Origin of the sequence: Streptomyces sp. T39 (genome assembly GCF_008042045.1) — a bacterium.
In the GTDB taxonomy this organism is placed as follows: Bacteria; Actinomycetota; Actinomycetes; order Streptomycetales; family Streptomycetaceae; genus Streptomyces.
Genome location: NZ_RDBP01000012.1, coordinates 1,583,983 through 1,607,205 on the forward strand (window position 1 = coordinate 1,583,983; position 23,223 = coordinate 1,607,205).

General features: G+C 73.5%; 20 protein-coding genes and 2 pseudogenes. 18 read left to right on the top strand and 4 right to left on the bottom strand.

The genetic code is table 11. The features are described from left to right. Positions 1-95: 95 nt before the first annotated feature. Complete coding sequence (locus EAO77_RS08100) at positions 96-1,283, bottom strand: pyridoxal phosphate-dependent aminotransferase (RefSeq protein WP_147987360.1); 1,188 nt, start codon at positions 1,281-1,283, stop codon at positions 96-98. Positions 1,284-2,076: 793 nt separating this feature from the next. Between EAO77_RS08100 and EAO77_RS08110 the strand changes: the two genes are divergently transcribed. The 17 genes and pseudogenes from EAO77_RS08110 to EAO77_RS08195 all read left to right on the top strand — a co-directional run bounded on the left by EAO77_RS08110 (position 2,077) and on the right by EAO77_RS08195 (position 19,420). Then, complete coding sequence (locus tag EAO77_RS08110; protein WP_147987362.1) at positions 2,077-2,604, top strand: DUF2617 family protein; 528 nt, start codon at positions 2,077-2,079, stop codon at positions 2,602-2,604. Positions 2,605-2,653: 49 nt separating this feature from the next. Next, positions 2,654-4,195 carry a polyamine aminopropyltransferase gene (locus EAO77_RS08115; protein WP_147987363.1) on the top strand — a complete coding sequence of 514 codons (1,542 nt, stop codon included), beginning with the start codon at positions 2,654-2,656 and terminating at the stop codon, positions 4,193-4,195. Between the two features lie 77 nt (positions 4,196-4,272). Then, the gene (locus tag EAO77_RS08120; protein ID WP_147987364.1) at positions 4,273-5,283 is read left to right on the top strand and encodes an SRPBCC domain-containing protein; all 1,011 of its coding nucleotides are present in this window, start codon (positions 4,273-4,275) and stop codon (positions 5,281-5,283) included. A 118-nt stretch (positions 5,284-5,401) separates the two neighbouring features. Further along, the gene (locus tag EAO77_RS08125; protein WP_147987365.1) at positions 5,402-6,220 is read left to right on the top strand and encodes an aldose 1-epimerase; all 819 of its coding nucleotides are present in this window, start codon (positions 5,402-5,404) and stop codon (positions 6,218-6,220) included. 10 nt (positions 6,221-6,230) lie between these two features. Continuing rightward, on the top strand, positions 6,231-6,770 hold the full coding sequence (gene pyrE / locus EAO77_RS08130) for an orotate phosphoribosyltransferase (protein WP_147987366.1): 540 nt from the start codon (positions 6,231-6,233) through the stop codon (positions 6,768-6,770). Positions 6,771-6,958: 188 nt separating this feature from the next. Then, positions 6,959-7,981: a class II fructose-bisphosphate aldolase gene (fbaA, locus tag EAO77_RS08135; RefSeq protein ID WP_147987367.1), complete on the top strand. Its 1,023-nt coding sequence runs from the start codon at positions 6,959-6,961 to the stop codon at positions 7,979-7,981. Positions 7,982-8,065: 84 nt separating this feature from the next. After that, positions 8,066-9,262 carry a MalY/PatB family protein gene (locus tag EAO77_RS08140; protein WP_147987368.1) on the top strand — a complete coding sequence of 399 codons (1,197 nt, stop codon included), beginning with the start codon at positions 8,066-8,068 and terminating at the stop codon, positions 9,260-9,262. A gap of 245 nt (positions 9,263-9,507) precedes the next feature. Beyond that, positions 9,508-11,016: an MFS transporter gene (locus tag EAO77_RS08145; protein ID WP_147987369.1), complete on the top strand. Its 1,509-nt coding sequence runs from the start codon at positions 9,508-9,510 to the stop codon at positions 11,014-11,016. A 10-nt stretch (positions 11,017-11,026) separates the two neighbouring features. After that, the gene (locus EAO77_RS08150; protein ID WP_147987370.1) at positions 11,027-11,440 is read left to right on the top strand and encodes a DUF3151 domain-containing protein; all 414 of its coding nucleotides are present in this window, start codon (positions 11,027-11,029) and stop codon (positions 11,438-11,440) included. Between the two features lie 184 nt (positions 11,441-11,624). Continuing rightward, positions 11,625-12,587, top strand: a complete 963-nt coding sequence (locus tag EAO77_RS08155) for a DUF3152 domain-containing protein (protein ID WP_261993839.1) — start codon at positions 11,625-11,627, stop codon at positions 12,585-12,587. 87 nt (positions 12,588-12,674) lie between these two features. Beyond that, positions 12,675-13,496, top strand: a complete 822-nt coding sequence (kynA, locus tag EAO77_RS08160; protein ID WP_147987372.1) for a tryptophan 2,3-dioxygenase — start codon at positions 12,675-12,677, stop codon at positions 13,494-13,496. Beyond that, positions 13,489-14,682 carry a kynureninase gene (kynU, locus tag EAO77_RS08165; RefSeq protein WP_147987373.1) on the top strand — a complete coding sequence of 398 codons (1,194 nt, stop codon included), beginning with the start codon at positions 13,489-13,491 and terminating at the stop codon, positions 14,680-14,682. The genes kynA and kynU overlap by 8 nt, the downstream gene beginning before the upstream one ends. Next, a pseudogene (locus EAO77_RS41010) lies at positions 14,591-14,956 on the top strand (GntR family transcriptional regulator); the annotation flags it as partial. The gene kynU and the pseudogene EAO77_RS41010, both read left to right, overlap by 92 nt. A gap of 119 nt (positions 14,957-15,075) precedes the next feature. Then, entirely contained in the window at positions 15,076-15,945 is an 870-nt protein-coding gene (locus EAO77_RS08175) for an alpha/beta hydrolase (RefSeq protein WP_147987374.1), read from the top strand. A gap of 184 nt (positions 15,946-16,129) precedes the next feature. Beyond that, the gene (locus tag EAO77_RS08180) at positions 16,130-17,434 is read left to right on the top strand and encodes a sensor histidine kinase (RefSeq protein ID WP_147987375.1); all 1,305 of its coding nucleotides are present in this window, start codon (positions 16,130-16,132) and stop codon (positions 17,432-17,434) included. Further along, positions 17,431-18,090: a response regulator gene (locus EAO77_RS08185; RefSeq protein ID WP_147987376.1), complete on the top strand. Its 660-nt coding sequence runs from the start codon at positions 17,431-17,433 to the stop codon at positions 18,088-18,090. Before EAO77_RS08180 ends, EAO77_RS08185 begins: the two co-directional genes overlap by 4 nt. A 115-nt stretch (positions 18,091-18,205) precedes the next feature. Beyond that, positions 18,206-19,420: a cytochrome P450 gene (locus EAO77_RS08195; RefSeq protein ID WP_147987377.1), complete on the top strand. Its 1,215-nt coding sequence runs from the start codon at positions 18,206-18,208 to the stop codon at positions 19,418-19,420. Positions 19,421-19,427: 7 nt separating this feature from the next. Here EAO77_RS08195 and EAO77_RS08200 read toward each other — a convergent pair whose 3' ends face one another. Continuing rightward, positions 19,428-19,802 (bottom strand): hypothetical protein, encoded by a 375-nt coding sequence (locus tag EAO77_RS08200; protein ID WP_261993840.1) that lies wholly within the window; start codon positions 19,800-19,802, stop codon positions 19,428-19,430. 149 nt (positions 19,803-19,951) lie between these two features. Beyond that, positions 19,952-20,749: a diacylglycerol kinase gene (locus EAO77_RS08205; protein ID WP_147987378.1), complete on the bottom strand. Its 798-nt coding sequence runs from the start codon at positions 20,747-20,749 to the stop codon at positions 19,952-19,954. A gap of 153 nt (positions 20,750-20,902) precedes the next feature. Between EAO77_RS08205 and EAO77_RS08210 the strand changes: the two genes are divergently transcribed. Next, positions 20,903-22,186: an adenylosuccinate synthase gene (locus tag EAO77_RS08210; RefSeq protein ID WP_147987379.1), complete on the top strand. Its 1,284-nt coding sequence runs from the start codon at positions 20,903-20,905 to the stop codon at positions 22,184-22,186. Positions 22,187-22,299: 113 nt separating this feature from the next. On the opposite strand, the pseudogene EAO77_RS38510 reads toward EAO77_RS08210, so the two are convergent. Beyond that, a pseudogene (locus EAO77_RS38510) lies at positions 22,300-23,223 on the bottom strand (serine/threonine protein kinase); the annotation flags it as partial.

A 23,223-nucleotide genomic window follows, 5' to 3' on the forward strand; every position in this document is an offset into this window, starting at 1 on the left:
CCCGCACCGCGTGAGCGGTGCGGGCCCTTCGCCGTGCGGGCCTCGACGGGCCGGCGGCGCCCGCCCGTGCGGTGCGGCCCCTCGCCGTCCGCGTCTCAGCGGGCCGGCTGCGCCAGCCGGGCGACGGCCTCCTGGAGCACCTCGGTCCTCTTGCAGAAGGCGAACCGCACGAAGGGGGCGCCCTGCTCGCGGTCGTCGTAGAACACGGCGTTCGGGATGGCGACCACCCCGCAGCGCTCCGGCAGCGCACGGCAGAAGGCGAAGCCGTCGCTCTCGCCGAGCGGGCGGATGTCGGTCGTCACGAAGTACGTACCGGCCGGCCGGTGGACGGCGAAACCGGCCGCCGCCAGGCCCTCGCTCAGCAGGTCCCGCTTGGTGCGCAGGTCCGCGCGGAGGGCGTCGAAGTAGGAGTCGGGCAGCCGGAGCGCCTCGGCGACCGCGTACTGGAACGGCCCGGCGGACACGTAGGTCAGGAACTGCTTCACCGAGCGGACCGCCGCGACCAGCTCGGGGGAGGCCGTCAGCCAGCCGACCTTCCAGCCGGTGAACGAGAACGTCTTGCCCGCGCTCGACACGGTGACCGTGCGCTCCCGCATGCCGGGGAAGCCGGCGAGCGGCAGGTGCTCGCCCTCGAAGACCAGGTGCTCGTACACCTCGTCGGTGACCACCAGCAGGTCCCGCTCGACGGCCAGCTCGGCGACGGCGGCGAGCTCGTCGCGGGAGAGCACGGTGCCGGTGGGGTTGTGCGGCGTGTTCAGCAGGATCAGCCGGGTCCGCCCGGTGACCGCCCCGCGCAGCTCGTCGAGGTCCAGCCGGAAGGCGCCCTCGTGGGGGCGCAGGGTCACCGGCACCCGCGTGCCGCCCGCCATCGCGATGTTCGCCGCGTAGGAGTCGTAGTAGGGCTCCAGGGCGATCACCTCGTCACCGGGCTCGACCAGGGCCAGCAGGGCCGCCGCCACGGCCTCGGTCGCGCCGGCGGTGACCAGGACCTCGGTGTCCGGGTCGTAGGCCAGGCCGTAGCGGCGCTGCTGGTGGGCGGTGATCGCGGCCCGGAGCTCGGGGACGCCGGGGCCGGGCGGGTACTGGTTGCCGCGGCCGTCGCGCAGCGCCCGGACGGCCGCCTCCCTGATCTCCTCGGGGCCGTCGGTGTCGGGGAAGCCCTGGCCGAGATTGATCGCCCCGGTCCGTGCGGCCAGCGCGGACATCTCGGCGAAGATCGTCGTGCCGAAAGGCGCCAGTCTGCGGTTCAGCAGGGGCCGTGATCCCGGTTCGCGTCCTGTCATGACCGTCATCCTGGGCCGAACCTCTGGAGTTGCTCAAGTCGGCTTTGGCATTCCCGGCGCGAGGGCATTCCCCTGTCACACGCGTGAGAAGTGCATCGACAGGCACGAGAACACGGAAGCGGTCGCGCAGCGTCGCGGGGGACTCGCTTCGGGGGACGAGCAAGGACGGTGAAGTGATGGTGGTCTTCGGAATTCTCCTCGCACTGGTGATCGGGATCGTCGTGGCGATCGTGGTGGCGATCAGCCGTGCCGCGTCGCCGCCGCCGCGCCGGCGGGGCAACCGCCGCCGGTCGGGCGGCTCGGGCGGCTCGTGGGCCGACGGCGGCTCCTCCTCCTCGTCGTGCGGCGGCGGCTCCTCGTGCGGGAGCAGCTCGTCGTGCGGCGGCGGCGGGGGTGGGTGTGGCGGAGGCAGCTGACACGGGGCAGCTGGTCCGCCGCGGGTGAAACTGCCCGGCGGGGGGTGACAACTCCCGCCGGGCGGCTTCCCGTTGACGGGGGACTTTGCCATGGGCAGGGCCGGTGGGCCGGGGAATGCGGCTCCATCGGCCTTTTTCGATTGAACAGTTGAACCGTTGGGCCCCCGAGGGGATGGAAACCGCAGCAAGTTGGTAAAAACCGCTGTGGTCACGGCGCAGTTCGTGATTCCCTCGATCCTGGAACCAGTTGGTTCCGGCCAGTTCTCGGACCTGAAGTGGACCCCGAGCGGCCACCCCCCTCACCTCGTGCGCTCCGTTCCGGGGGGCGCCGTGTCCACGTGCCCACCCCGCCGATGCGCGCCCTGCGGAGCCGACCCATGCTCACGACCATCGATACCGCCTACACCGACACCCGTGCCGACGATCTCGCCTGGGCGCTCGGCCGCGAACCGCTGCCCGCGCTGGCCGTCCTCGACCTCGAACTGTCCGGCGCGTCGTTGCAGTTGAGGCTGCTGGGGGCCTCCCACCAGGTCCTTCTCGACCAGGGGGAGGAGTCGTGTTCCGAGACGGTCGCCTGCCTCCCGGGCAGCAGCACACCGCTTCCGCTGGGGGTGGCCAAGCGGCTCGGCGACTGGGAGTACGAATTCGCCGCCCGGGTCGAGACCCTGTCGCGGCAGTCGTTCGCCGGCCGCGCGCAGGAACTGCTCGCCCTGGTCGCCGACCACCCCCACGGTCTGGCCGGAACCTTTCCCGGTGATCCGCACGCGTTCACCGCGATGCTGGCCCAGCGGGGCGAGCGCCAGGTGCAGTGGCGTACCTGGCACGCCTACCCGCAGGAGGGCCGGCTGGTGGTCACCCGGACCAGGGTCGGCACGCTGGCCACGGCGCCCGAACACCGCAGTTAGCTCTTGTGGGTGACAAAAGCCGGGACATGCGTGACGTAGCGTTACGAAAGTGATCGACCGGCAGCAACTCTCCCCGCACACGGACGTGGTAGTGCTTCCCGTGCGGCCGGAAGCGGCCCGGTATCTGATCCTGGCCGTCGTCTTCGTCTGCGCCGCCTGCGGACTCGTCTACGAACTCGAGCTCGTCGCCCTCGCGTCCTACCTGATCGGCGACTCCGTCACCCAGGCCTCCGTGGTGCTGTCGCTGATGGTCTTCGCCATGGGCCTCGGCTCCCTGCTCGCCAAGCGGCTCCGCTGCCGTGCCGTGGTCGGCTTCGGGGTGCTGGAGGCCGTTCTGGCCCTGGTCGGCGGAGCCTCGGGGATGGTGCTGTACGCGGCGTTCGCCTGGAGCGGCGGCTCCCATCTGGTGCTGGTGACGTTCTCGCTGGCCATCGGCGTGCTGATCGGCGCGGAGATACCGCTGCTGATGTCGCTGATGCAGCGCGTCTCGCGCCGCGACGCCGAGGGTACGGTCGCCGATCTGTTCGCCGCCGACTACGTGGGCGCGCTGGTCGGCGGGCTGGCCTTCCCCTTCCTGCTGCTGCCGTGGCTCGGCGAGCTCACCGGCGCCCTGCTGACCGGCGCGGTGAACGCGGTCGCCGGCGGCGTGCTGGTGCTCTGGCTGTTCCGCCGGGACATGAGCCCGCGCAGCAGACGCCGGCTGCTGCTGCTGAACGGGGCGGTCCTCGCCCTGCTCGCCGCCGCCACCGCGCTCGTCGGCGACTTCGAGGAGGCCGCGCGGCGCGCCGTCTACGGGGACCAGGTGCGGGTCGCCGTGCGCACCGAGGTACAGGAGGTCGTTCTCACCGGCCGGGTGTCCCGGCCGCCCGACCTCTTCATCGACGGGCGGCTCAAGGTGCGCGGCAGCGACGAGCACCGGTACCACGAGGCCCTCGTCCACCCCGCCATGAACGGTCCGCACGGCCGGGTGCTGATCCTCGGCGGGGGCGACGGCCTCGCCGCCCGCGAGGCACTCGGCTACGGGGACGTCGGCTCGGTGACGGTCGTCGACCTGGACGCCGGCCTGGTGGACCTCGCCCGCCGGGACGCGGCGCTCTCCGCACTCAACAGCCGGGCCTACGAGGACCCGCGGACGGGGCACGTCACCGCCGACGCCTTCACCTGGCTGCGGGGGGCCCGGCGCGGGGCGTACGACGTGATCGTCTCGGACCTGCCCGCTCCGGGGACGGCCGGCGGGAAGCTGTACTCGCTGGAGTTCTACGGACTCGCCCGGCGGGCACTCGCCCCCGGCGGCCGTCTCGTCGTCCACGCGGGCCCGGCCGAGGCCGCCCCGCGCGCCTACTGGACGGTCGCCGCCACGCTGAGGGCGGCCGGCCTCGCGGCCACCGCGTACCGCGCCGACGGGGACCACGGCTTCCTGCTGGCCGCGGTGGGACAGGCGCCGGGCCTCGCGCTCGACCCCGCCGTGCCGCGGCTGCGGTCCCGCCTCGCCGAGCGGCTGCCCGGGTACGGTCCTGCGGCGGAGAGGATCCGCCCCGAGGGGGCCGGGCCGGAGCCGTCGACCCTGGTGCGTCCGCGGTATGCGCGCTGACGCCGTGCGGGGGGCGTGCCGGTGCGTGCCGTGTGAAAGGCAGACGCGGCGCGCCGGTCTGAGTAGGCTCGGTTCCCATGGAGCATGAGGCGTTCGTTCCGGTTCCGGCTGAGACCCTTCGACAGGCGCTGCGGGACCCTGCCCGGGTCGCCCGCTGCGTGCCGGGGCTCCAGCAGGACGCCGACGAGGCGGCCGGGCCGCTCGCCGGGAGACTCAAGGTCCGCGTGGGCAGTCACACGATCACCTACCGCGGTGTGCTGCGCGTGGTGGAGCAGGGCCGGGACTTCGTGGTCGACGCGGAGGGCGCGGAGGTCCGCGGCAGCGGCTCCGTGAAGGTCGGCCTGACGGTCCGCCCCGAGCCCACCGACGGAGGGACGACGCTCACCTTCACCGGCTCCGCCGGTGCCGACGGCCGCCTGGCCGAACTGACCGAGGAGGCCCGGACATCGGCCGCGCACCGGCTGCTCGACCGGTTCGCCGAGGCGCTCGCGGCGGTGGCGTTCGAGGAGCCCCGGACACCCGCGGAGAGCGGCGGCGCCGCGGAGGCCGCCCCGTCCGGGTCCACGGCGGTCTCCCCGTCGCCACCAACGGAGCCCGGCGACACGCCGGACGGTCAGGAGCAGGCCGACCACGTCGACGACATCGCGGCCCAGGCCGGGGACGACGGCCCCGGGGCGGCGGGCGACGCGGACATCACGGAGAGCCAGGGCCTCGGTTCGGTGTTCGACGTCCCCGTGCCGCCCCCGTCGCTCGGGCCGGACGCGGAGGACGCCTTCGGCGACGAGTCGGACCGCCCGGCGGCCGACGCCGACGAGGAGGACCTCTCCGCGATCGAGGACCTCCAGGAACTGGACGAACTCGCCGGACTGCCCGGCGAACCGGCGGCGGAGGCCGCCCACGCGCGGCGCACCATGATCGGGCGCAGCGCCGAGGAGGTCGACCACGCGCCCCCGCGCGGCCGTTACGCCCCGGCCCCGGCGCCGTCGGCGGGCGGCACCGGGGCGGCCCTGCGCTGGATCGCGCCGGCGGCCGCGCTCGCCATCGCCTCCGCCGTCGTCGTCGGCCGTGCGCTGCGCCGCAGGAACTGAGCCGCACGGGCGGAGGATTGACGGCACCGGAGTCCGGAGTCCGCGCGGCGGGGTCCGGACTCCGGTGTGTCCGGGCACGGCGACGCGGTCCCGCGGTGGGCGCGGCTAATGTCGTCCTGTGACCAGCAGCGAAAAAAGCGTCCGGCTCGCCGCCGGAGACGTCGAGTTGACCGTGCATCCGGAGAACGGATGCCGTATCGCGAGCCTGCGCGTCGGCGGCACCGAGCTGCTGCGGCAGGGTGAGCGGTACGGCTCGTTCCCGATGGTGCCCTGGTGCGGCCGCACACGGGACGGCCGCTTCCGCAACGGCGACATCGTGCACCGGCTCCCGCTGAACGCGCCTCCGCACGCCATCCACGGCACCGGCCGGGACACCGCCTGGCGCACCGCCGCGGCGGGCCCGGCAGAAGCGGCGTTCACCTACGACCTCACGGATCCGTGGCCGTACGCGGGGAAGGTGACGCAGACCTTCGCGCTCACCGCCGACGCGCTGACGATCGCCCTGGGCGTCGAGACGGCCGAGACGTCGTTCCCCGCACAGGCCGGCTGGCACCCGTGGTTCCTGCGCAACATCGGCGGCGAGGACGTGCGGATCGCGTTCACCCCCGAATGGCAGGAGGAACGCGGCGACGACCACCTCCCGACCGGACGGCGCATCGCCCCGGAGCCGGGGCCGTGGGACGACTGCTTCGGGATGCCCGCGGGCGTCGACGTCACCCTGACCTGGCCCGACCAGCTGGAGCTGACGGTCGCCGGCCGCACTCCCTGGGTCGTCGTCTACGACGAGCAGGACGAGGCGGTGTGCGTGGAGCCCCAGTCCGGCCCGCCCGACGGCCTCAACACCCACCCGCGCCTGGTCACCCTGGTCGACCCGCTGGAGCTCGCGACGACCTGGACCTGGCGGCGGCTCGACGGCGGCCCGTCGGACGCCCTCTAAGCTGACGGGCATGACTGACGTTCGTGCTGAGCTGCTCCAGCAGATCAAGGACAAGGCCGTGGTGCACGGCAGGGTGACCCTCTCCTCGGGTATCGAGGCCGACTGGTACATCGACCTGCGCAGGATCACGCTCGACGGCGAGGCCGCCCCGATGGTCGGCCAGGTCATGCTCGACGCCACCGCGGAGCTGGACTACGACTGCGTCGGCGGTCTGACCCTGGGCGCCGACCCGGTCGCCACGTCGATGCTGCACGCCTCCGCCGCCCGCGGGCAGCGTCTGGACGCCTTCGTGGTCCGCAAGGCGGGCAAGGCGCACGGCATGCAGCGGCGTATCGAGGGCACGGACGTGAAGGGCCGGCGCTGCCTGGTCGTGGAGGACGTCTCCACCACCGGCGGCTCCCCGCTCACCGCCGTGGAGGCGGTCCGCGAGGCCGGTGGCGAGGTGGTGGCCGTGGCGGTGATCGTCGAGCGCGGTGCGGCCCCGAAGATCGCCGAGGCGGGCCTGCCGTACGTCAACGCCTACTCGCTGGAGGAGCTGGGCCTCGCCTGATCATGGCGTGACCTGCGGTGATGTCGAGGGGCGTGCTGTTTCACGTGAAACAGCACGCCCCTCCCGCGCGCGGGCACAACGGGCATGCTGGACCCCGGGCGGGAGTCTGGAAAGATAGGCCGCGACGATGACGTCGCCCCCAGGTCAGGGCCAGCACCACATACCCGCACATCACAAGGAGCGGACACATGCCCATCGCGACTCCCGAGGTCTACAACGAGATGCTCGACCGGGCGAAGGCAGGCAAGTTCGCCTACCCGGCCATCAACGTGACTTCGTCCCAGACCCTGCATGCGGCACTGCGTGGCTTCGCCGAGGCCGAGAGCGACGGCATCATCCAGATCTCCACCGGCGGTGCCGAGTTCCTGGGTGGTCAGCACAGCAAGGACATGGTCACGGGCGCCGTCGCCCTGGCCGAGTTCGCGCACATCGTCGCCGCCAAGTACGACATCACCGTCGCCCTGCACACGGACCACTGCCCGAAGGACAAGCTGGACGGCTATGTCCGCCCGCTGCTCGACATCTCCGCCGAGCGCGTGAAGGCCGGGCGCAACCCGCTCTTCCAGTCCCACATGTGGGACGGCTCCGCCGAGACGCTCGCGGACAACCTGGCCATCGGCCAGGAGCTCCTCGCGCAGGCCGCCGCGGCGAAGATCATCCTCGAGGTCGAGATCACCCCGACCGGCGGCGAGGAGGACGGTGTCACGCACGAGATCAACGACGAGCTCTACACCACCGTCGACGACGCCCTGCGCACCGCCGAGGCCCTCGGCCTGGGCGAGAAGGGCCGCTACCTGCTGGCCGCCTCCTTCGGCAACGTCCACGGCGTCTACAAGCCGGGCAACGTGGTCCTCCGTCCCGAGCTGCTGAAGGACCTCCAGCAGGGTGTGGGCGAGAAGTACGGCAAGACCTCCCCGTTCGACTTCGTCTTCCACGGCGGCTCGGGGTCGACGGCCGAGGAGATCACGACCGCCCTGGAGAACGGCGTCGTGAAGATGAACCTCGACACCGACACCCAGTACGCCTTCACGCGTCCCGTGGTGGACCACGTCTTCCGCAACTACGACGGTGTCCTGAAGGTCGACGGCGAGGTCGGCTCCAAGAAGACCTACGACCCGCGCACCTGGGGCAAGCTGGCCGAGGCGGGCATGGCGACCCGTGTCGCCGAGGCCTGTGCCGCCCTGCGCTCCACCGGCACCAGGATCAAGTAACACGCGCAGTACGCCGGGCCCGGCGTCCCCTCGGGGGCGCCGGGCCCGCGTGCTGTCCGTGCCGTCACCAGGGAGGTTTCTGCCATGGGCTCGGAGACACACCCCGCAGCCGCCGCCGCGCACGCGGGCTTCGACTTCGACGCCGTCGTCGACCGCCGCGGCACCTGGTGCGTGCAGTGGGACGGCGTCGCCGACCGCTTCGGCGTGGACGGGCTGCTGCCGTTCACCATCTCCGACATGGACGTCATGTCCCCGCCCGTGGTGCTCGACGCCCTGCGCGACCGGGTCGGGCACGGCGTCTTCGGCTACACCGACTGGCGCCAGGAGGACTTCCTCTCGGCGATCCGCGACTGGTTCGCCACCCGCCACGGCACCCGGATCGACACCGGCAGGGTCGTGTACGGGCCGTCGGTGCTCAACCAGCTCTCCCAGCTGCTGCGGATGTGGTCCGGACCCGGCGACGGCGTCGTCGTGCACACCCCCACCTACGACGGCTTCACCAAGGCGATCACCGGCCTGCGCCGGGATCTGCGCGGGGCGCCCGTCGGCGACATGGACGCCCTGGAGGCGCAGCTCGCCCGCCCGGACAGCAGGGTGCTGGTGCTCTGCTCGCCCCACAACCCCACCGGCCATGTGTGGACCGCCGGCGAACTGCGCCGCATCGCCGGGCTCGCGGCGGCCCACGGCGTCGCCGTGGTCAGCGACGAGATACACGCCGACTTCGTGCACACCGGCCGCCACCTCCCGTGGACCGGCTTCGGATCCGGCCGCTGGGCGCTCGTGACGTCCGCGGCCAAGGCCTTCAACTTCCCCGCGCTGAGCGGTTCGTACGGGATCATCGGCGACCCGGGCGACCACGCGGAGTTCCTGCGCCGGATGCAGACCGCCGAAGGGCTCGCCTCGCCCGCCGTGCTGTCGCTGACGGCGCACATCGCCGCCTACCGCCAGGGCGCGCCCTGGCTCGACGCGCTCGTCGCCCATGTCGCGGGCAACCTGGACATGCTCGCCCGCCGCCTGGAGGCCGCGTTCCCCGGCCTGGGCTGGCGTCCGCCGGAGGCCGGCTATCTCGCCTGGATCGACCTGCGGCCCCTCGGGGTCGGCACCACGATCACCGACGAAGCGCTCCAGCGGGAGCTGATCGAGGGCGAGAAGGTCGCGATCATGCCCGGGACGACGTACGGCTCCGCGGGATTCGTCCGGCTGAACGTCGGCTGCCCGCGCGCCAAGGCGGAACGCGGCGCGGACGCGCTGGTGCGGGCGCTGCGGCGGCTGGGGGCGTAGGGGCCGCGGTCCGACGTCCGGGGGCGGCGCGTGCCCGGGGGCCTTCGGGCTCCGGCGGTCGGGCGCGCCCGGGGCCTTCGTCCGGAATCCGGCGGTCGCGCGTGCCCGGGGGCCTTCGGGCTCCGGCGGTCGGGCGGTCGGGCGTGCCCCGTGTGCCCGGGGACCTTCTCCCGAGTCGGCGCGGATCGGCGGGCCGTGCCCCGGTGGGATTGGCGGGCCGGGCCGCCGGTGGGGATGATCGGCGTATGGACGACGACCGGCAGCGCGGCCCGGACATCAGGCTGTCGTCCGCCACCGGACGCTGGATCGTGCTCACCACCGTGCTCGGCTCGGGCATGGCGCTGCTCGACTCGACCGTGGTCAACGTGGCGCTGCCCCGCATCGGCGAGGACCTCGACGCCGATCTCGCCGTCCTCCAGTGGACGGTCAACGCCTACATGCTCACCCTCGCCGGGCTGATCCTCCTCGGCGGGGCGCTCGGCGACCGCTACGGGCGGCGGCGGATCTTCGTGCTCGGCGTCGTCTGGTTCGCCGTCGGCTCGCTGCTCTGCGGCGTCGCCCCGACCGGCGAGGTGCTGGTCGCGGCGCGGGCGCTCCAGGGGATCGGCGGCGCACTCCTCACCCCCGGCTCGCTCGCCCTGATCCAGGCCGGCTTCCATCCGGACGACCGGGCGCGCGCGGTCGGTCTCTGGTCGGGGCTCGGCGGCGTGGGCGCCGCCATCGGGCCCTTCGTCGGCGGCTGGCTGGTGGACGGACCGGGCTGGCGCTGGGTGTTCCTGCTCAACGTGCCGCTCGCCGTGCTCTGCGTGATCGTCGCGCTGCGCCATGTCCCGGAGTCCCGTGACCCCGACGCGAGCGGCCGCTTCGACGTCCTGGGCGCGGTGCTCGGGGCCGCGGCGCTGGGCCTGGTGACCTACGCGCTCATCGACGGGGCGTGGGGGGCGGGCCTCGCCGGTCTCGCGGTGGGAACGGCCTTCGTGCTGGTCGAGGCCCGCCGTCCGGATCCGATGCTGCCGCTGTCGCTCTTCCGCATCCGGCTGTTCACCGCCGTCAACCTGGTCACGCTCTGCGTCTACGCGGCCTTCGGAGGCTTCTTCTTCCTGATCGCCCTCCAGCTCCAGGTCGTCGCCGGCTACTCGGCCCTGGGCGCGGGCACCGCCCTGCTGCCGACGACCCTGCTGATGCTGCTGCTGTCGGCGCGGTCCGGCGAGCTCGGCGAGCGCATCGGACCCCGCATCCCGCTGACCGCCGGCCCGCTGCTGTGCGCCGCCGGGATGCTGCTGACCCTGCGGATCGGCGAGGACGCCTCGTACCCGGTGGACGTCCTGCCCGCCCTGCTGGTCCTGGGGCTCGGCATGGTCACCCTGGTCGCACCGCTGACCGCGACGGTCCTGGCGTCGGTCGACACGGCCCGGGCCGGCATCGCGAGCGGCATCAACAACGCGGCCGCCCGCGCGGCCGGCCTGATCGCGGTGGCGGCCCTGCCGCTGCTGGTGGGCATGGGGCCGGAGGCGTACCGCTCGGCCGAGGAGTTCGGCGCCACGTTCCGCAGCGCGATCCCGCTCTGCGCGGGCGTGCTGGTGGCCGGGTCGCTGATCGCCTGGGCGACGGTCCGCCGCCCCACCCCGGCCGAGGAGGCCCGGCGCTGCCACCCCGAGTGCCGGGTCAACTGCGGTGTCAGCGCCCCGCCGCTGGAGCCGCCGGTGGTGCGGGAGCGGTCGCCCGGCGCGGACGGCGACGCCGCCGACCTGTGACACTGGGGCCATGTCCATCCACGAAAACCTGCTCGGGGGACCGCCCCCGACCCACCTGCCCGACGAGCCCGAGCCGCGCGAACTGCTCGCGGGCGGCACGTCGCCCGCCGATGTGGCGGCGAAGTACCCCACCAGTTCCCTGGCCTGGGCCCGGCTCGCCGACGACGCCTTCGAGCGGGGCAGCGTCGTCGAGTCCTACGCCTACGCCCGTACCGGCTACCACCGCGGTCTGGACGCGCTGCGCCGCAGCGGCTGGAAGGGCCACGGACCGGTGCCGTGGGAGCACGAGCCCAACCGCGGCTTCCTGCGCGCCCTGCACGCCCTCGCCCGGGCCGCGCAGGCCATCGGGGAGCAGGGCGAGTACGAGCGCTGCGCGCAGTTCCTGCGCGACTCGTCCGAGACGGCGGCGGACACCCTGGGCTGACCGGGGCGTTCCCCGGCTTCCGGCGCGGGCCCGCACCCGGGAGGGGGCGGGCCCGCGTCCGGGTACGATCGCACAGGTAGTCGACATGCCTGTGTGCAGCCGGTCCGTGCGGCGTCGTGCGCCGTTTCGCGGCGCCGGACCGTCCGTCCCGCTGGACACCGGTGTCCGGGGGGAGACATCTGTCGTGGGCAAGCGTGCCGCCACGTCCGCGGGCCGAGGGCGCCGCGACGCCGGCCCCAACCGGTCCGCCGAAGGCTCTGCGGCCTCCCGCCCCGGCACCCGCAAGCGCCCGTCACCACGCCGTCCGCTGCGCGGGTTCCTGGTGCTGGGAGTCCTCGTCGGCGTCCTGTCCACCGCGGGCGGCGCCGCCCTCGCGCACTGGCACTCCGCCGCTCCCGTCACCGGCGCGGCCGGCCCCCGTCCCGAGGTGACGGCCGCACCGCTGATCTCCCCCGGGGGCGAACCCGCCCCCGAGCCGCCGTCCTCCCGCCCGCCGTCGCCGCGGTCCGCCGCCTCCCCGTCGCCGAAGCCCTCCGCGAAGCCGTCCCCGACGGTGTCCCCCGAGGCCGTCCGGCCCCCACGGGTGCCGGTGTCGGGGCCGGGGACGTTCACGGCCGCCGGGGCCGCGGGGAAGCCGTCGGGCGCCGGGGCGCTGCGTCGCTACCGGGTGGAGGTCGAGAACGGCATCGACGTCTCCGCGGGGCAGGCGGCCGCCGAGATCCAGGAGATCCTCGCCCACCCGCGCGGCTGGGCGGCGAACGGGCGCGGCCGGTTCCAGCTGGTCACGTCCGGCGCCGACTTCGTCATCCGGATCGCCACCCCGGACACCGCCGACCGGCTCTGCCGCGCCCAGGGGCTCGACACCGGGGGCGAGCTGAACTGCGAGACCACCGACGGCGTCGTGGTCAACCTGCGCCGCTGGCTGCTGGGCTCGCCCACCTTCGCCGGCACCCCCGCCGAGTACCGGCACCTGATCATCAACCACGAGGTCGGCCACGAGATCGGCATCCGACGGCACCTGGGCTGCCCGGGGCCGGGCAGGCCCGCGCCGGTGATGATGCAGCAGATCAAGGGCCTGGACGGCTGCCGTTCCAACGCCTGGCCCTATGCGGAGGACGGGACCTATCTCACGGGGCCGCCCGCGTGAACATCGTCCTATGATGCGAGTGGGGACCGGGGCCCACACCGGATCAGGAAGGGGCGGACCGCTACCCGGACCGTCGAGGAGACAGCGATGTCACATGACGCCGCCCCGAATCTGGATTTCGCGGGCACCACTCCCTACGAGGACTACGTCCAGGCGGACGTCCTCACCCATTTGCAGCATCCCCTCTCGGACGACCCCGGCGAGATGGTCTTCCTGGTCACGACCCAGGTGATGGAGCTGTGGTTCACCGTCGTCGTGCACGAATGGGAGACCGCGGCACACGCGCTGCGCCAGGACGACATCCCGGTCGCCATGGACGCGCTCAAGCGGTCCGTGCGGGAGCTGGAGGCGCTGAACGCCTCCTGGCGGCCGCTCGCCAACCTCACCCCCGCCCAGTTCAACTCCTACCGCAGCGCCCTCGGCGAGGGCAGCGGCTTCCAGTCGGCGATGTACCGGCGCATGGAGTTCCTGCTCGGGGAGAAGTCGGCGTCGATGCTGGTGCCGCACCGCGGGGCCCCCCGGGTGCACGCGGAGCTGGAGAAGGCCCTTCACGAGCCGAGCCTCTACGACGAGGTGCTGCGACTGCTCGCCCGGCGCGGGTACGCCGTCCCGGCCGAGGTGCTGGAGCGGGACCTCTCGCAGAAGTACGAGCCCTCCGAGCAGATCGAGCGCGTCTGGGCCGAGCTGTACGGGGCCGAGGAGCAGGACACCGAGCTGATGCGGCTCGCGGAGGCGCTCACCGACGTCGGCGAACTCGTCTGGCGATGGCGCAACGACCATCTGGTGGCGACCCGGCGCGCGATGGGCTCCAAGGTCGGCACGGGTGGCTCCGCGGGCGTCTCCTGGCTGGAGAAGCGCGCCCGCAAGAACGTCTTCCCCGAGCTGTGGACGGCGCGCAGCCATGTCTGAGTCCCTGGCCCGCAGGGCCGCGGCACTGGACGCCGCAGACGAACTGGCCGGTGCGCGCAAGCTGTTCGCGCTGGACGACGCCGTCTACCTGGACGGCAACTCGCTGGGCGCGCTGCCCGCGCACGTGCCCGACCGGATCGCGGACGTGGTCACCCGGCAGTGGGGGCAGCTGCGGATCCGCTCCTGGACCGAGGGCGACTGGTGGAGCGCGCCCGAGCGGATCGGCGACCGCATCGCGCCGCTGGTCGGCGCGGCGCCGGGCCAGATCGTGGTCGGCGACTCCACCAGCGTCAACGTCTTCAAGGCGGTCGTGGGCGCGGTCCGGCTGTCCGGCGACCCGGCGCGCACGGACGTGCTGGTGGACGCCACCACGTTCCCCACGGACGGCTACATCGCCGAGTCCGCGGCCCGGATGACGGGGCGCCGGATCGTGCCCGTCGCCCCCGGGGAGCTGGCCGGCGCGCTCGGTCCGGCGACCGCCGCCGTCCTGCTCAACCACGTCGACTACCGCTCCGGGCGGCTGCACGACCTGCCCGCCCTCACGGCGGCCGTCCACGACGCCGGCGCGGTCGCCGTCTGGGACCTCTGCCACAGCGCGGGCGCCCTGCCCGTCGGGCTGGACGCCCACGGCGTGGACCTCGCGGTCGGCTGCACGTACAAGTACCTCAACGGCGGCCCCGGTTCGCCCGCCTACCTGTACGTGGCACACCGCCACCAGGCCGCGTTCGACTCGCCGCTGCCCGGCTGGACCTCGCACGAGGACCCGTTCGCCATGAGCCCCGCGTACGCGGCGGCCGACGGCGCGGTGCGCGGCCGGGTGGGCACGCCCGACATCCTGTCGATGCTGGCGCTGGAGGCGGCGCTCGACGTGTGGGACGGCGTCGCGATCGAGACCGTCCGTGCCAAGAGCCTCGCCCTGACGGACTTCTTCCTGGAGTGCGTCGCCGCGTACGTCCCCGACGGCGCGGTCACCTCGCTGACACCGGCCGCCCACGCGGAACGCGGCAGCCAGGTCGCCCTGCGCTGCGCGGACGCGCCGCGGGTGATGGACGAGCTCATCGCCCGGGGCGTCATCGGCGATCTGCGCCGCCCCGATGTGCTGCGCTTCGGCTTCACTCCGCTGTACGTCGGTTTCGCGGACGCGGAGCGGGCGGCACGGGTGCTGGGCGAGGTGCTGGAGGGCTGAGGACCGCCCGTCCGGGGGGGGCGCCCCCCGGACGGGCCCCGTCACGGCCGCGTCCGGCCCTCCTCCGGGCCGTCCCCGAGCAGCTCGGACCCGTCCGAAGCGGGCGCAGACCGCCGACGGCATCCGGGAGCGGATCGCGAGCGGCGCGCACCCGCCGCGCCCTCTCGTCCCCGAGGTGCGGCTGGAACAGGAGTACGGCGTCGCGCGTATGGCGGCGCGGAAGGCCACGGCCGCACTCCGTGAGGAAGGTCTGATCACCACGGCCCCGGGAAGGGGGGCGTTCGTCGTCGAGCAGCGGACGGACCGACGCCGCCCCGCCCCGCACGTGCGAGTGATAGCGTCCGCGCTGATCACAGCGAACACATCGGCCTTGCGGGACTGTTGGAGCACCACATGCCGGACCCCGTCGCCCGGGACGCCGCCGAGGAAGAGTCGGCGTTCTCGCACCCTGCCGTCGAACCGGACGTCACGCTGTCCTACGGCGACCATCCCGATCAGCTCGTCGACTTCTACGCCCCCCACGGCGGCCGGGCGAGCGCGCCGCTCGTCGTGGTGCTGCACGGCGGCGCCTGGCGGGCGCCGTACGACCGGCGGCACGTGACCCCGTTCGCCGACTTCCTCGCCCGCCGGGGGCTCGCCGTCGCGAACGTCGAGTACCGGCGCGGACGGGAGATCCCGAACCAGCGCGGGACCGGCCCGGTTGCCGGGCGGTGGCCCGACACCTTCGACGACGTCGCGGCGGCGATGGACGCGCTGCCCGAGCTGGCGGCGAAGGCCCTCCCGCAGGCGGACCCCCGCCGGACGGTCGTCACCGGCCACTCCGCCGGCGGACAGCTCGCCCTCTGGGCTGCGGCCCGCCATGTGCTGCCCGCCGGCTCCCCGTGGCGGCTGCCGGCGGCCCCCGCGCTGCGCGGTGTCGTCGCCCTCGCCCCGATCGCGGACTTCGGCACCGCCGTCGGGCTCGGCGTGTGCGGCGGCGCGGTCGGCCAGCTGCTGGGCGCCGCCGACGCGTACGAGGAGCGGGCCGCGCACACCGATCCGGCCGCCCTGCTGCCGACCGGGATCGCCACCGTCGTCGTGCAGGGACGCTGTGACATCGTCGTGCCGCAGACGGTCGGCGAGGCGTTCGTCGACGCCGCGGCCCGGGCGGGCGAGACCGTCGGGCTGACGCTGCTGGAGGAGGTCGGCCACTTCCCGCTGATCGACCCGGCCGCCGACGCCTGCGCCGTCGTCGCCGAGGAGATCGCCCAGCTCGCCTGGTAGGAACGGGCGGGACGCCCGGCGGCGTCCCGCGCGGGCCGGTACCGGGCGTCCCCGGCGCCCGCCCGGCGCCGGGGAGCGGCCGTCGCACCCCCACCCCGCCCCACCTGGTAGTACTCAAGGCGGATGCCCAAGGATCCGCACCGAAGGTGACGACCCCGCCGGTGGGGCCGCTTACCTTCGATACGTGACCGAGAAGACTCGCAGCCCCGAGTACCGCCTGGCCCAGGGCGCGCTCAGCGGCCTCCGCCAGGACCTGTTCCACGACGCGTTCGCGTACCGCCCGCTGCCGCCGCTCGGCGCCGACAGCGGGCTGGTGCGGCGGCTGCCCGGTGAGCGGATACGCCGCCGTGCGGTGTGGCTGCCGCACGCCACGGTGCTGTTCTTCGCCTTCTGCGCGCTGTTTCTCGCGTCCGCCTCGGACGGCGGCGACTTCGACGCGCTGCTGCTCGGCCTCGTTCCCGCGGGCACCGTCGCCATGACCCTGATCAGGCCGGTCGGCGCCTTCTGGATCTCGCTCCTCAGCACGCCCTTCGTCGCCGTGCTGGGCGGGGCCTGGGGCGAGTGGCCCTGGTCACCGGGGGGATTCCTGGCCCACCTCACGGTCATGACCGTCGTCGCCCTGCGCACCCGGCCCCGCACGGCGGCCTGGATGTGGGGCCTGACGGCCGCGTACTCGATGTTCACCAGCACCTTCCTCACCCGCGGATACGGCACCAACGCGCCCGCGATGCTCTTCCTCTCGGCCGTCGCGCTGCTGATCGTCGGCATGATCCTCATCCGCCGGGACGCCCGGCAGGAGGTCGAGGCCCAGCAGACGGTCACCGAGACCGAGCGCGGACGCCGCACCCTGCTGGAGGAGCGCACCACCATCGCCCGCGAGCTGCACGACGTCGTCGCCCACCACATGTCGGTCGTCGCGATCCAGGCCGAGGCCGCGCCCTACCGGGTGGAGAACCCGCCGGAGGAGCTGGAGAAGGCGTTCGCCACGATCCGCGAGAACGCGGTCGCCGCGCTCACCGAGCTGCGCCGCATCCTCGGCGTGGTGCGCGCCGAGGACTACCAGGCCCCGGACGCGCCGCAGCCGATGCTCACCGACCTCGACAACCTGCTCGCCAACGTCCGCGACGCGGGCCTGGACACCGAGAAGGCGGTCACCGGCGCGGTGCGCGAGCTGCCCCAGGGCGTGGAGCTGTCGGCCTACCGGATCATCCAGGAGGCGCTGAGCAACGCGCTGCGCCACGCCCCCGGCTCGACGGCACGGGTCGAGGTCTCGTATGTGCTCGGCGGCATCGGGCTGCGGGTGGTGAACACCCCGCCGCGCGGGCCCGTGCAGCCGTCGCCCGGCGCCGGCCACGGCATCACCGGCATGCGCGAGCGGGTGACGATGCTGAACGGCGTGATGACCGCCGAACCGACCGCCGAGGGAGGCTACGAGGTGACCGCCTTCATCCCCGTCGCCCCGGCCTCCGTCTCCGAGGAGACCTCATGACGATCCGCGTCCTCATCGTCGACGACCAGGCCATGGTGCGCGAGGGCTTCTCCGTGCTGCTGAACGCGATGCCCGACATCGAGGTGGTCGGCGAGGCCGTGAACGGCCGCGAGGCCGTCTCCCGGGTCGCCGAGCTGGCACCCGACGTCGTCCTGATGGACATCCGCATGCCGGAGCTGAACGGCATCGACGCCACCCGCGAGATCGTCGCCGCCGACTCCGGAGCGAAGGTGCTGGTGCTCACCACGTTCGACCTGGACGAGTACGTGTACCAGGCGCTGCGCGCCGGGGCCTCGGGCTTCCTGCTGAAGGACGCGTCGGCGCGGCAGCTCGCCGAGGGCGTGCGGGTCGTCGCGGCGGGCGAGGCGCTGCTGGCCCCGACGGTCACCCGGCGGCTGATCACCGAGTTCTCCAAGCTCTCCGAGTCGCCCAGGCCGGCCGCCATGACGCAGGTCGGGGACCTGACCGAACGCGAGACGGAGGTGCTGGTGCTGATCGCGCAGGGGCTGTCGAACGCGGAGATCGCCTCCCACCTCGTGGTCGCCGAGTCCACCATCAAGACGCATGTGAGCCGGGTCCTGGTGAAGCTCGGGCTCCGGGACCGCACCCAGGCGGCGGTCTTCGCGTACGAGGCGAGGCTGGTCACCCCGTCCTAGGCGGGGCTGGTCACCGCGTCCTGGGCGGGGCTGGTCACCGCGTCCTGGGCGGGGCTGGTCACCCCGTCCTGGGCGGGGCTGGCGTCCCGTTCACGGGCGGGGTTAGCGTCCCCGTATGGACGCAGCCCTCCGCCTCTTCCGGCCCGACGACCCGGACTTCGCCGCCGACCCGTACCCGGCCTTCGCCGAGCTGCGGGCCCTGGGGCGGGTGCACCGGTACGAGCCGACCCGGCAGTACCTCGTGCCCGGCCACGCGGACGTGTCGGCGCTGCTGCGGGACCGCAGGCTGGGCCGGACGTATCTGCACCGCTTCGCCCACGAGGAGTTCGGGCGGACGCCTCCGCCGGCGGCGCACGAGCCGTTCCACACCCTCAACGACCACGGGCTGCTCGACCTGGAGGCCCCCGACCACACCCGGATCCGCCGCCTGGTGAACAAGGCGTTCACCCCGCGCACCGTGCAGCGGCTGGAACCGGTGGTGCGGCGGCTCGCGGCGGAGCTGGCCGGCGGCCTGGTGGAGGCGGGCGGCGGGGATCTGGTCGCGGCCGTCGCCGAGCCGCTGCCGGTCGCCGTGATCGCGGAGATGCTCGGCGTGCCGGAGGCCGACCGGCCGCTGCTGCGGCCCTGGTCCGCGGACATCTGCGGGATGTTCGAGCTCAACCCCTCCGAGGAGACCGCGCGGCGTGCCGTCCGGGCGTCGCTGGAGTTCAGCGCGTATCTGCGGGAGCTGATCGCCGAGCGGCGCACGGCGCCGGGGGACGACCTGGTCTCGGCGCTGATCCTCGCCCACGAGGAGGAGGACCGGCTCAGCGAACAGGAGATGATCTCCACCTGCGTCCTCCTGCTGAACGCCGGCCACGAGGCGACGGTGAACACCACCGCGAACGGCTGGTGGACGCTCTTCCGCCACCCGGACCAGCTGGCCGCGCTCCGTGCGGACCCGTCGCTGCTGCCGACGGCCCTGGAGGAGCTGATGCGGTACGACACCCCGCTCCAGCTCTTCGAGCGCTGGGTCCTCGACGACATCGAGATCGACGGCACCGTCGTGCCGCGCGGCAGCGAACTGGCCCTGCTCTTCGGCTCGGCCAACCGGGACGGGGCCCGCTTCGACCGGCCCGACGCGCTGGACCTTTCGCGTTCCGACAACCCGCACATCACCTTCGGGGCGGGCATCCACTACTGCCTGGGCGCGCCCCTGGCCCGTCTGGAACTCTCCGCGTCGTTCGGGGAGCTGCTGCGCAGGGCGCCGGGGCTGCGTCTCGTCCGCGAGCCGGAGTGGAAGCCGGGCTTCGTGATCCGGGGGCTGAAGGAGCTGCTCGTCGAGGTGTGAGCGGGGCTCAGGCCCCCGGGGCCGTCCGGGCGAGCCCGGTGTCGACGTAGGGGAACTCGGGGCGCTGGTACGGCTCCCACCAGCTGGTCAGGCCCCATACGGCCAGGGCGCCGGCCGCCGCGGCGGCCACCAGCGCGGGCACGGCCCGCCCCACGGTGCGGACCACGATCAGCCAGGCGGCGAGCGGCACCAGGGCGCCGCCGAGCGCGACGAGCGGCAGGTCGATCCAGAGCACGCTCAGGTCCCGGTGCTGCTGCTCGAATCCGCCGTCGATGCTGACGCGGGCGAGCGGTGCCCAGCTGAGCACCGCGACGCAGGCGCCGAGCGCGGCGACCGCGAGGCCGAGGCAGCCGGTGCGGGAGGTACGGTCCACGTTGATCACGACGTCCGGTGTCGCGCCGTGGTTCCCGGTGCCGCCCGCCGCGACCCGGGTGTGCGCGTCTGCCTCGATCGTCCGGCAGGGGCCGCACGCCATGACGGACCGCCGGCAAGGCTGCCCGGTCGGACGGCTGACCCGGCCCGCCGGCCCGTCTACGCAGCCGGCAGGGTCAGCCCCCAGGCCCCGGGACGGACGGTCCAGGTGCGGGTGCGGACCGGGCCGGTGACATGGGTGTCGGCGCGGTAGCGGAAGTCGGGGCCCGAGACGGTGACGGAGAGGGCGTCGGCGCGGAGCGGGGCGGGGACGGCGTGGCGCCGCACGACGACCTCCGCGCGGCCGTCGGGGCCCGCGCGGACCGTCACGGCCTCCACCGGATCGTCCAGGTCCGCGAGCACCACGCCGTCCGCCTCCACGCGCAGACGGTGGTGGCGGGGCGCCGAGGCGGGCGGAGCGGGGCCGACCAGGGTGCGCACGAGGGACCGTGCGGCGTTCCAGACCGACGCCTCCGCGCGGGCGGCCGAGCGCAGCGCGGGGATCGTCAGGCCGTCCAGGACGACGCCGTCGGACTCGTCGACCAGCAGGTCGAGCCGCCGTACGGCCCCGTCGAGCACCGCGCGGGCCGCCGCGACGGCGCCGGCGGGCACCCCGAGGGAGAGCGCGAGCTGCACCGTGGCGCCCACGGGGACCAGCGACAGGGCGCCGTCGCCGAGCCACCGGTCGCGGTGCAGGAGGGCCACCGCACGCAGCAGCGCGCGGTCGTCACCGACGACCACCGGCCGCCTCGACCCCCTGCGGGCGAGTGCCCGGGCAAATTCTTCCGGACCGTCGGGGAGACAGATTTTCGCCTCCGACCCGCCGCACAGCACATCCTTCGCGATACGCACGGACTCGCCGTCCATTCGGCGGGCGACCGGGTCGATGACCACCAGCAGCTGGTCGTGATCCGACACCTCGGTCCTTCCTCGGGTAGCATCTTTGTGCAAGAGCCCCTTGCGCTATTGCGCCAGGGGCTTCGTCTATTCCGGGGCAACCGGTCCGAAGAATCAGGCACGGCTCAGGCCCCCTGACCTTGGTCTTGCCCCGCCCGGAAGGGGTGTACGCCTGTGCCCGCACTTGTGCTGCTCGGTGCTCAGTGGGGTGACGAGGGCAAGGGAAAGGCCACCGACCTCCTCGGTGGATCCGTGGACTATGTGGTGCGCTATCAGGGTGGCAACAACGCGGGCCACACGGTGGTCGTCGGTGACCAGAAGTATGCGCTGCATCTCCTCCCTTCCGGAATCCTCTCGCCCGGATGTACTCCGGTCATCGGCAACGGCGTTGTCGTGGACCCCGCGGTCCTGCTCTCCGAGCTGAGCGGGCTGAACGACCGCGGCGTCGACACGTCCAAGCTGCTGCTCAGCGGAAACGCGCATCTGATCACCCCGTACAACGTCACCGTCGACAAGGTGACGGAACGGTTCCTCGGGAAGCGCAAGATCGGCACCACCGGCCGCGGCATCGGCCCGACCTACGCCGACAAGATCAACCGCACCGGTATCCGCGTCCAGGACCTCTACGACGAGTCCATCCTGGAGCAGAAGGTCGAGGCGGCCCTGGAGCAGAAGAACCAGCTGCTCGCGAAGGTCTTCAACCGGCGTGCGATCGAGCCGGCGAAGATCGTCGAGGAGATGCTCCAGTACGCGGACCGGATCAAGCCGTACGTCGCGGACACCACGCTGATCCTCAACGACGCCATCGACGCGGGCAAGGTCGTCCTCTTCGAGGGCGGCCAGGGCACGCTCCTCGACGTCGACCACGGCACGTACCCCTTCGTGACGTCCAGCAACCCGACCGCGGGCGGCGCCTGCACCGGCGCGGGTGTGGGACCGACGAAGATCAGCCGCGTCATCGGCATCCTCAAGGCGTACACGACCCGCGTCGGCGCCGGCCCGTTCCCGACGGAGCTCTTCGACGAGGACGGCGAGGCGCTGCGCCGGATCGGCGGCGAGCGCGGTGTGACCACCGGCCGCGACCGCCGCTGCGGCTGGTTCGACGCGGTCATCGCCCGCTACGCGACCCGCGTCAACGGCCTGACCGACTTCTTCCTCACCAAGCTGGACGTGCTGACCGGCTGGGAGGAGATCCCGGTGTGCGTCGCGTACGAGATCGACGGCAAGCGCGTCGAGGAACTGCCCTACTCGCAGACCGACTTCCACCACGCGAAGCCGATCTACGAGACGCTGCCGGGCTGGTCGGAGGACATCACCAAGGCCAAGACCTTCGCCGACCTGCCGAAGAACGCGCAGGCCTACGTGAAGGCCCTGGAGGAGATGTCCGGCGCGCCGATCTCGGCGATCGGCGTCGGCCCGGGCCGGACCGAGACGATCGAGATCAACTCGTTCCTGTAGGTCCGTGGATCCCGGGGTCCGGGTCCCCGAGGGGGCCCGGACCCGCGGCGTCGAACCGCAGCGGGGCGCTCCGTCCGAGGACGGAGCGCCCCGCTCGCCGTGGGCCCGACGGCTCAGTCCGCGCGGCGGAACGAGGGCGGCGGGTCGTCGTTGCCGACCTCACCGATGACGGCCTCGTCCGTGCTCTTCAGCCGGATCGTCTTCGTCACGCCCTTCTCGCACTGGTCCTCCGGCTCGGCGACCGTGACGATCGCCGGCCCGAGGCGCACCGAGGTGCTGTTGGCGTCCGCGAGGGCGCCCTCCCACTCGCAGTGGTAGGCCGGGCCGTCGCCGGTCCACTTGGCGACCACCTCGCCGTACGCCCCCTGCTCCAGGGTCAGGGTCAGGGACGTGCCGTTCTCCATGCCCTCCCGCTTCCAGGTGCCGAGGAACTCGGCGGGGATCGGGGTGTCGGACGGCTCGGTCCGCTTGAGGATCGCGGTCTCGCCGCCGTCGCCGCTGGTCCAGGTCAGCGAGCCGTCGTCGCGCAGCCGCAGGGTCTGCTCGCCGCCGTCGCTGCACTCGTCCTCGGGGATGCTGGTGACCGCCCGGGACTCCAGGACCATCAGATTGCCGAACGAGACGAGCTTCGCGGCGCCCGTGCACAGCAGGGACTCGAAGGAGTTGAAGGTCGTGGCGACGTCCTCGCCCTCGATGCCCTGGGTGATGGTGATCCGCCGGAGCGCGACGACGTTGCCGTCGGAGTCCTTGCCCTCGCCCTGCCAGGTGCCCAGGTACTCGTCGGCGATCGCGCCGCCGATGGACGCCGAGGGCGCGGGGCCGGGCGGATCGGTGATCTCGCCCCCGGTCGGATGGGCGGTGGGGTCCTCGCCGCCGCCCGCTCCGACGGGGTCGTCGGACTTCTCCGTCCCCCCGGCGCTGGAGTTCTTGTCGTTCTTCTTGTCGTCGCCGAGGTTCATGGCGGCGTAGGTGATGCCTCCGCCGAGCAGCGCGACGGCGAGGGCGACCGAGCCGATCACCAGGCCGGTGCGCTTGCG

Excerpts from the sequence above, each read along its gene's own strand:
- EAO77_RS08100 (WP_147987360.1), bottom strand. The coding sequence starts at position 1,283 with ATGACAGGACGCGAACCGGGATCACGGCCCCTGCTGAACCGCAGACTG.
- EAO77_RS08110 (WP_147987362.1), top strand. The coding sequence starts at position 2,077 with ATGCTCACGACCATCGATACCGCCTACACCGACACCCGTGCCGACGAT.
- EAO77_RS08120 (WP_147987364.1), top strand. The coding sequence starts at position 4,273 with ATGGAGCATGAGGCGTTCGTTCCGGTTCCGGCTGAGACCCTTCGACAG.
- pyrE (WP_147987366.1), top strand. The coding sequence starts at position 6,231 with ATGACTGACGTTCGTGCTGAGCTGCTCCAGCAGATCAAGGACAAGGCC.
- fbaA (WP_147987367.1), top strand. The coding sequence starts at position 6,959 with ATGCCCATCGCGACTCCCGAGGTCTACAACGAGATGCTCGACCGGGCG.
- EAO77_RS08140 (WP_147987368.1), top strand. The coding sequence starts at position 8,066 with ATGGGCTCGGAGACACACCCCGCAGCCGCCGCCGCGCACGCGGGCTTC.
- EAO77_RS08145 (WP_147987369.1), top strand. The coding sequence starts at position 9,508 with ATGGACGACGACCGGCAGCGCGGCCCGGACATCAGGCTGTCGTCCGCC.
- EAO77_RS08150 (WP_147987370.1), top strand. The coding sequence starts at position 11,027 with ATGTCCATCCACGAAAACCTGCTCGGGGGACCGCCCCCGACCCACCTG.
- kynA (WP_147987372.1), top strand. The coding sequence starts at position 12,675 with ATGTCACATGACGCCGCCCCGAATCTGGATTTCGCGGGCACCACTCCC.
- kynU (WP_147987373.1), top strand. The coding sequence starts at position 13,489 with ATGTCTGAGTCCCTGGCCCGCAGGGCCGCGGCACTGGACGCCGCAGAC.
- EAO77_RS08175 (WP_147987374.1), top strand. The coding sequence starts at position 15,076 with ATGCCGGACCCCGTCGCCCGGGACGCCGCCGAGGAAGAGTCGGCGTTC.
- EAO77_RS08185 (WP_147987376.1), top strand. The coding sequence starts at position 17,431 with ATGACGATCCGCGTCCTCATCGTCGACGACCAGGCCATGGTGCGCGAG.
- EAO77_RS08195 (WP_147987377.1), top strand. The coding sequence starts at position 18,206 with ATGGACGCAGCCCTCCGCCTCTTCCGGCCCGACGACCCGGACTTCGCC.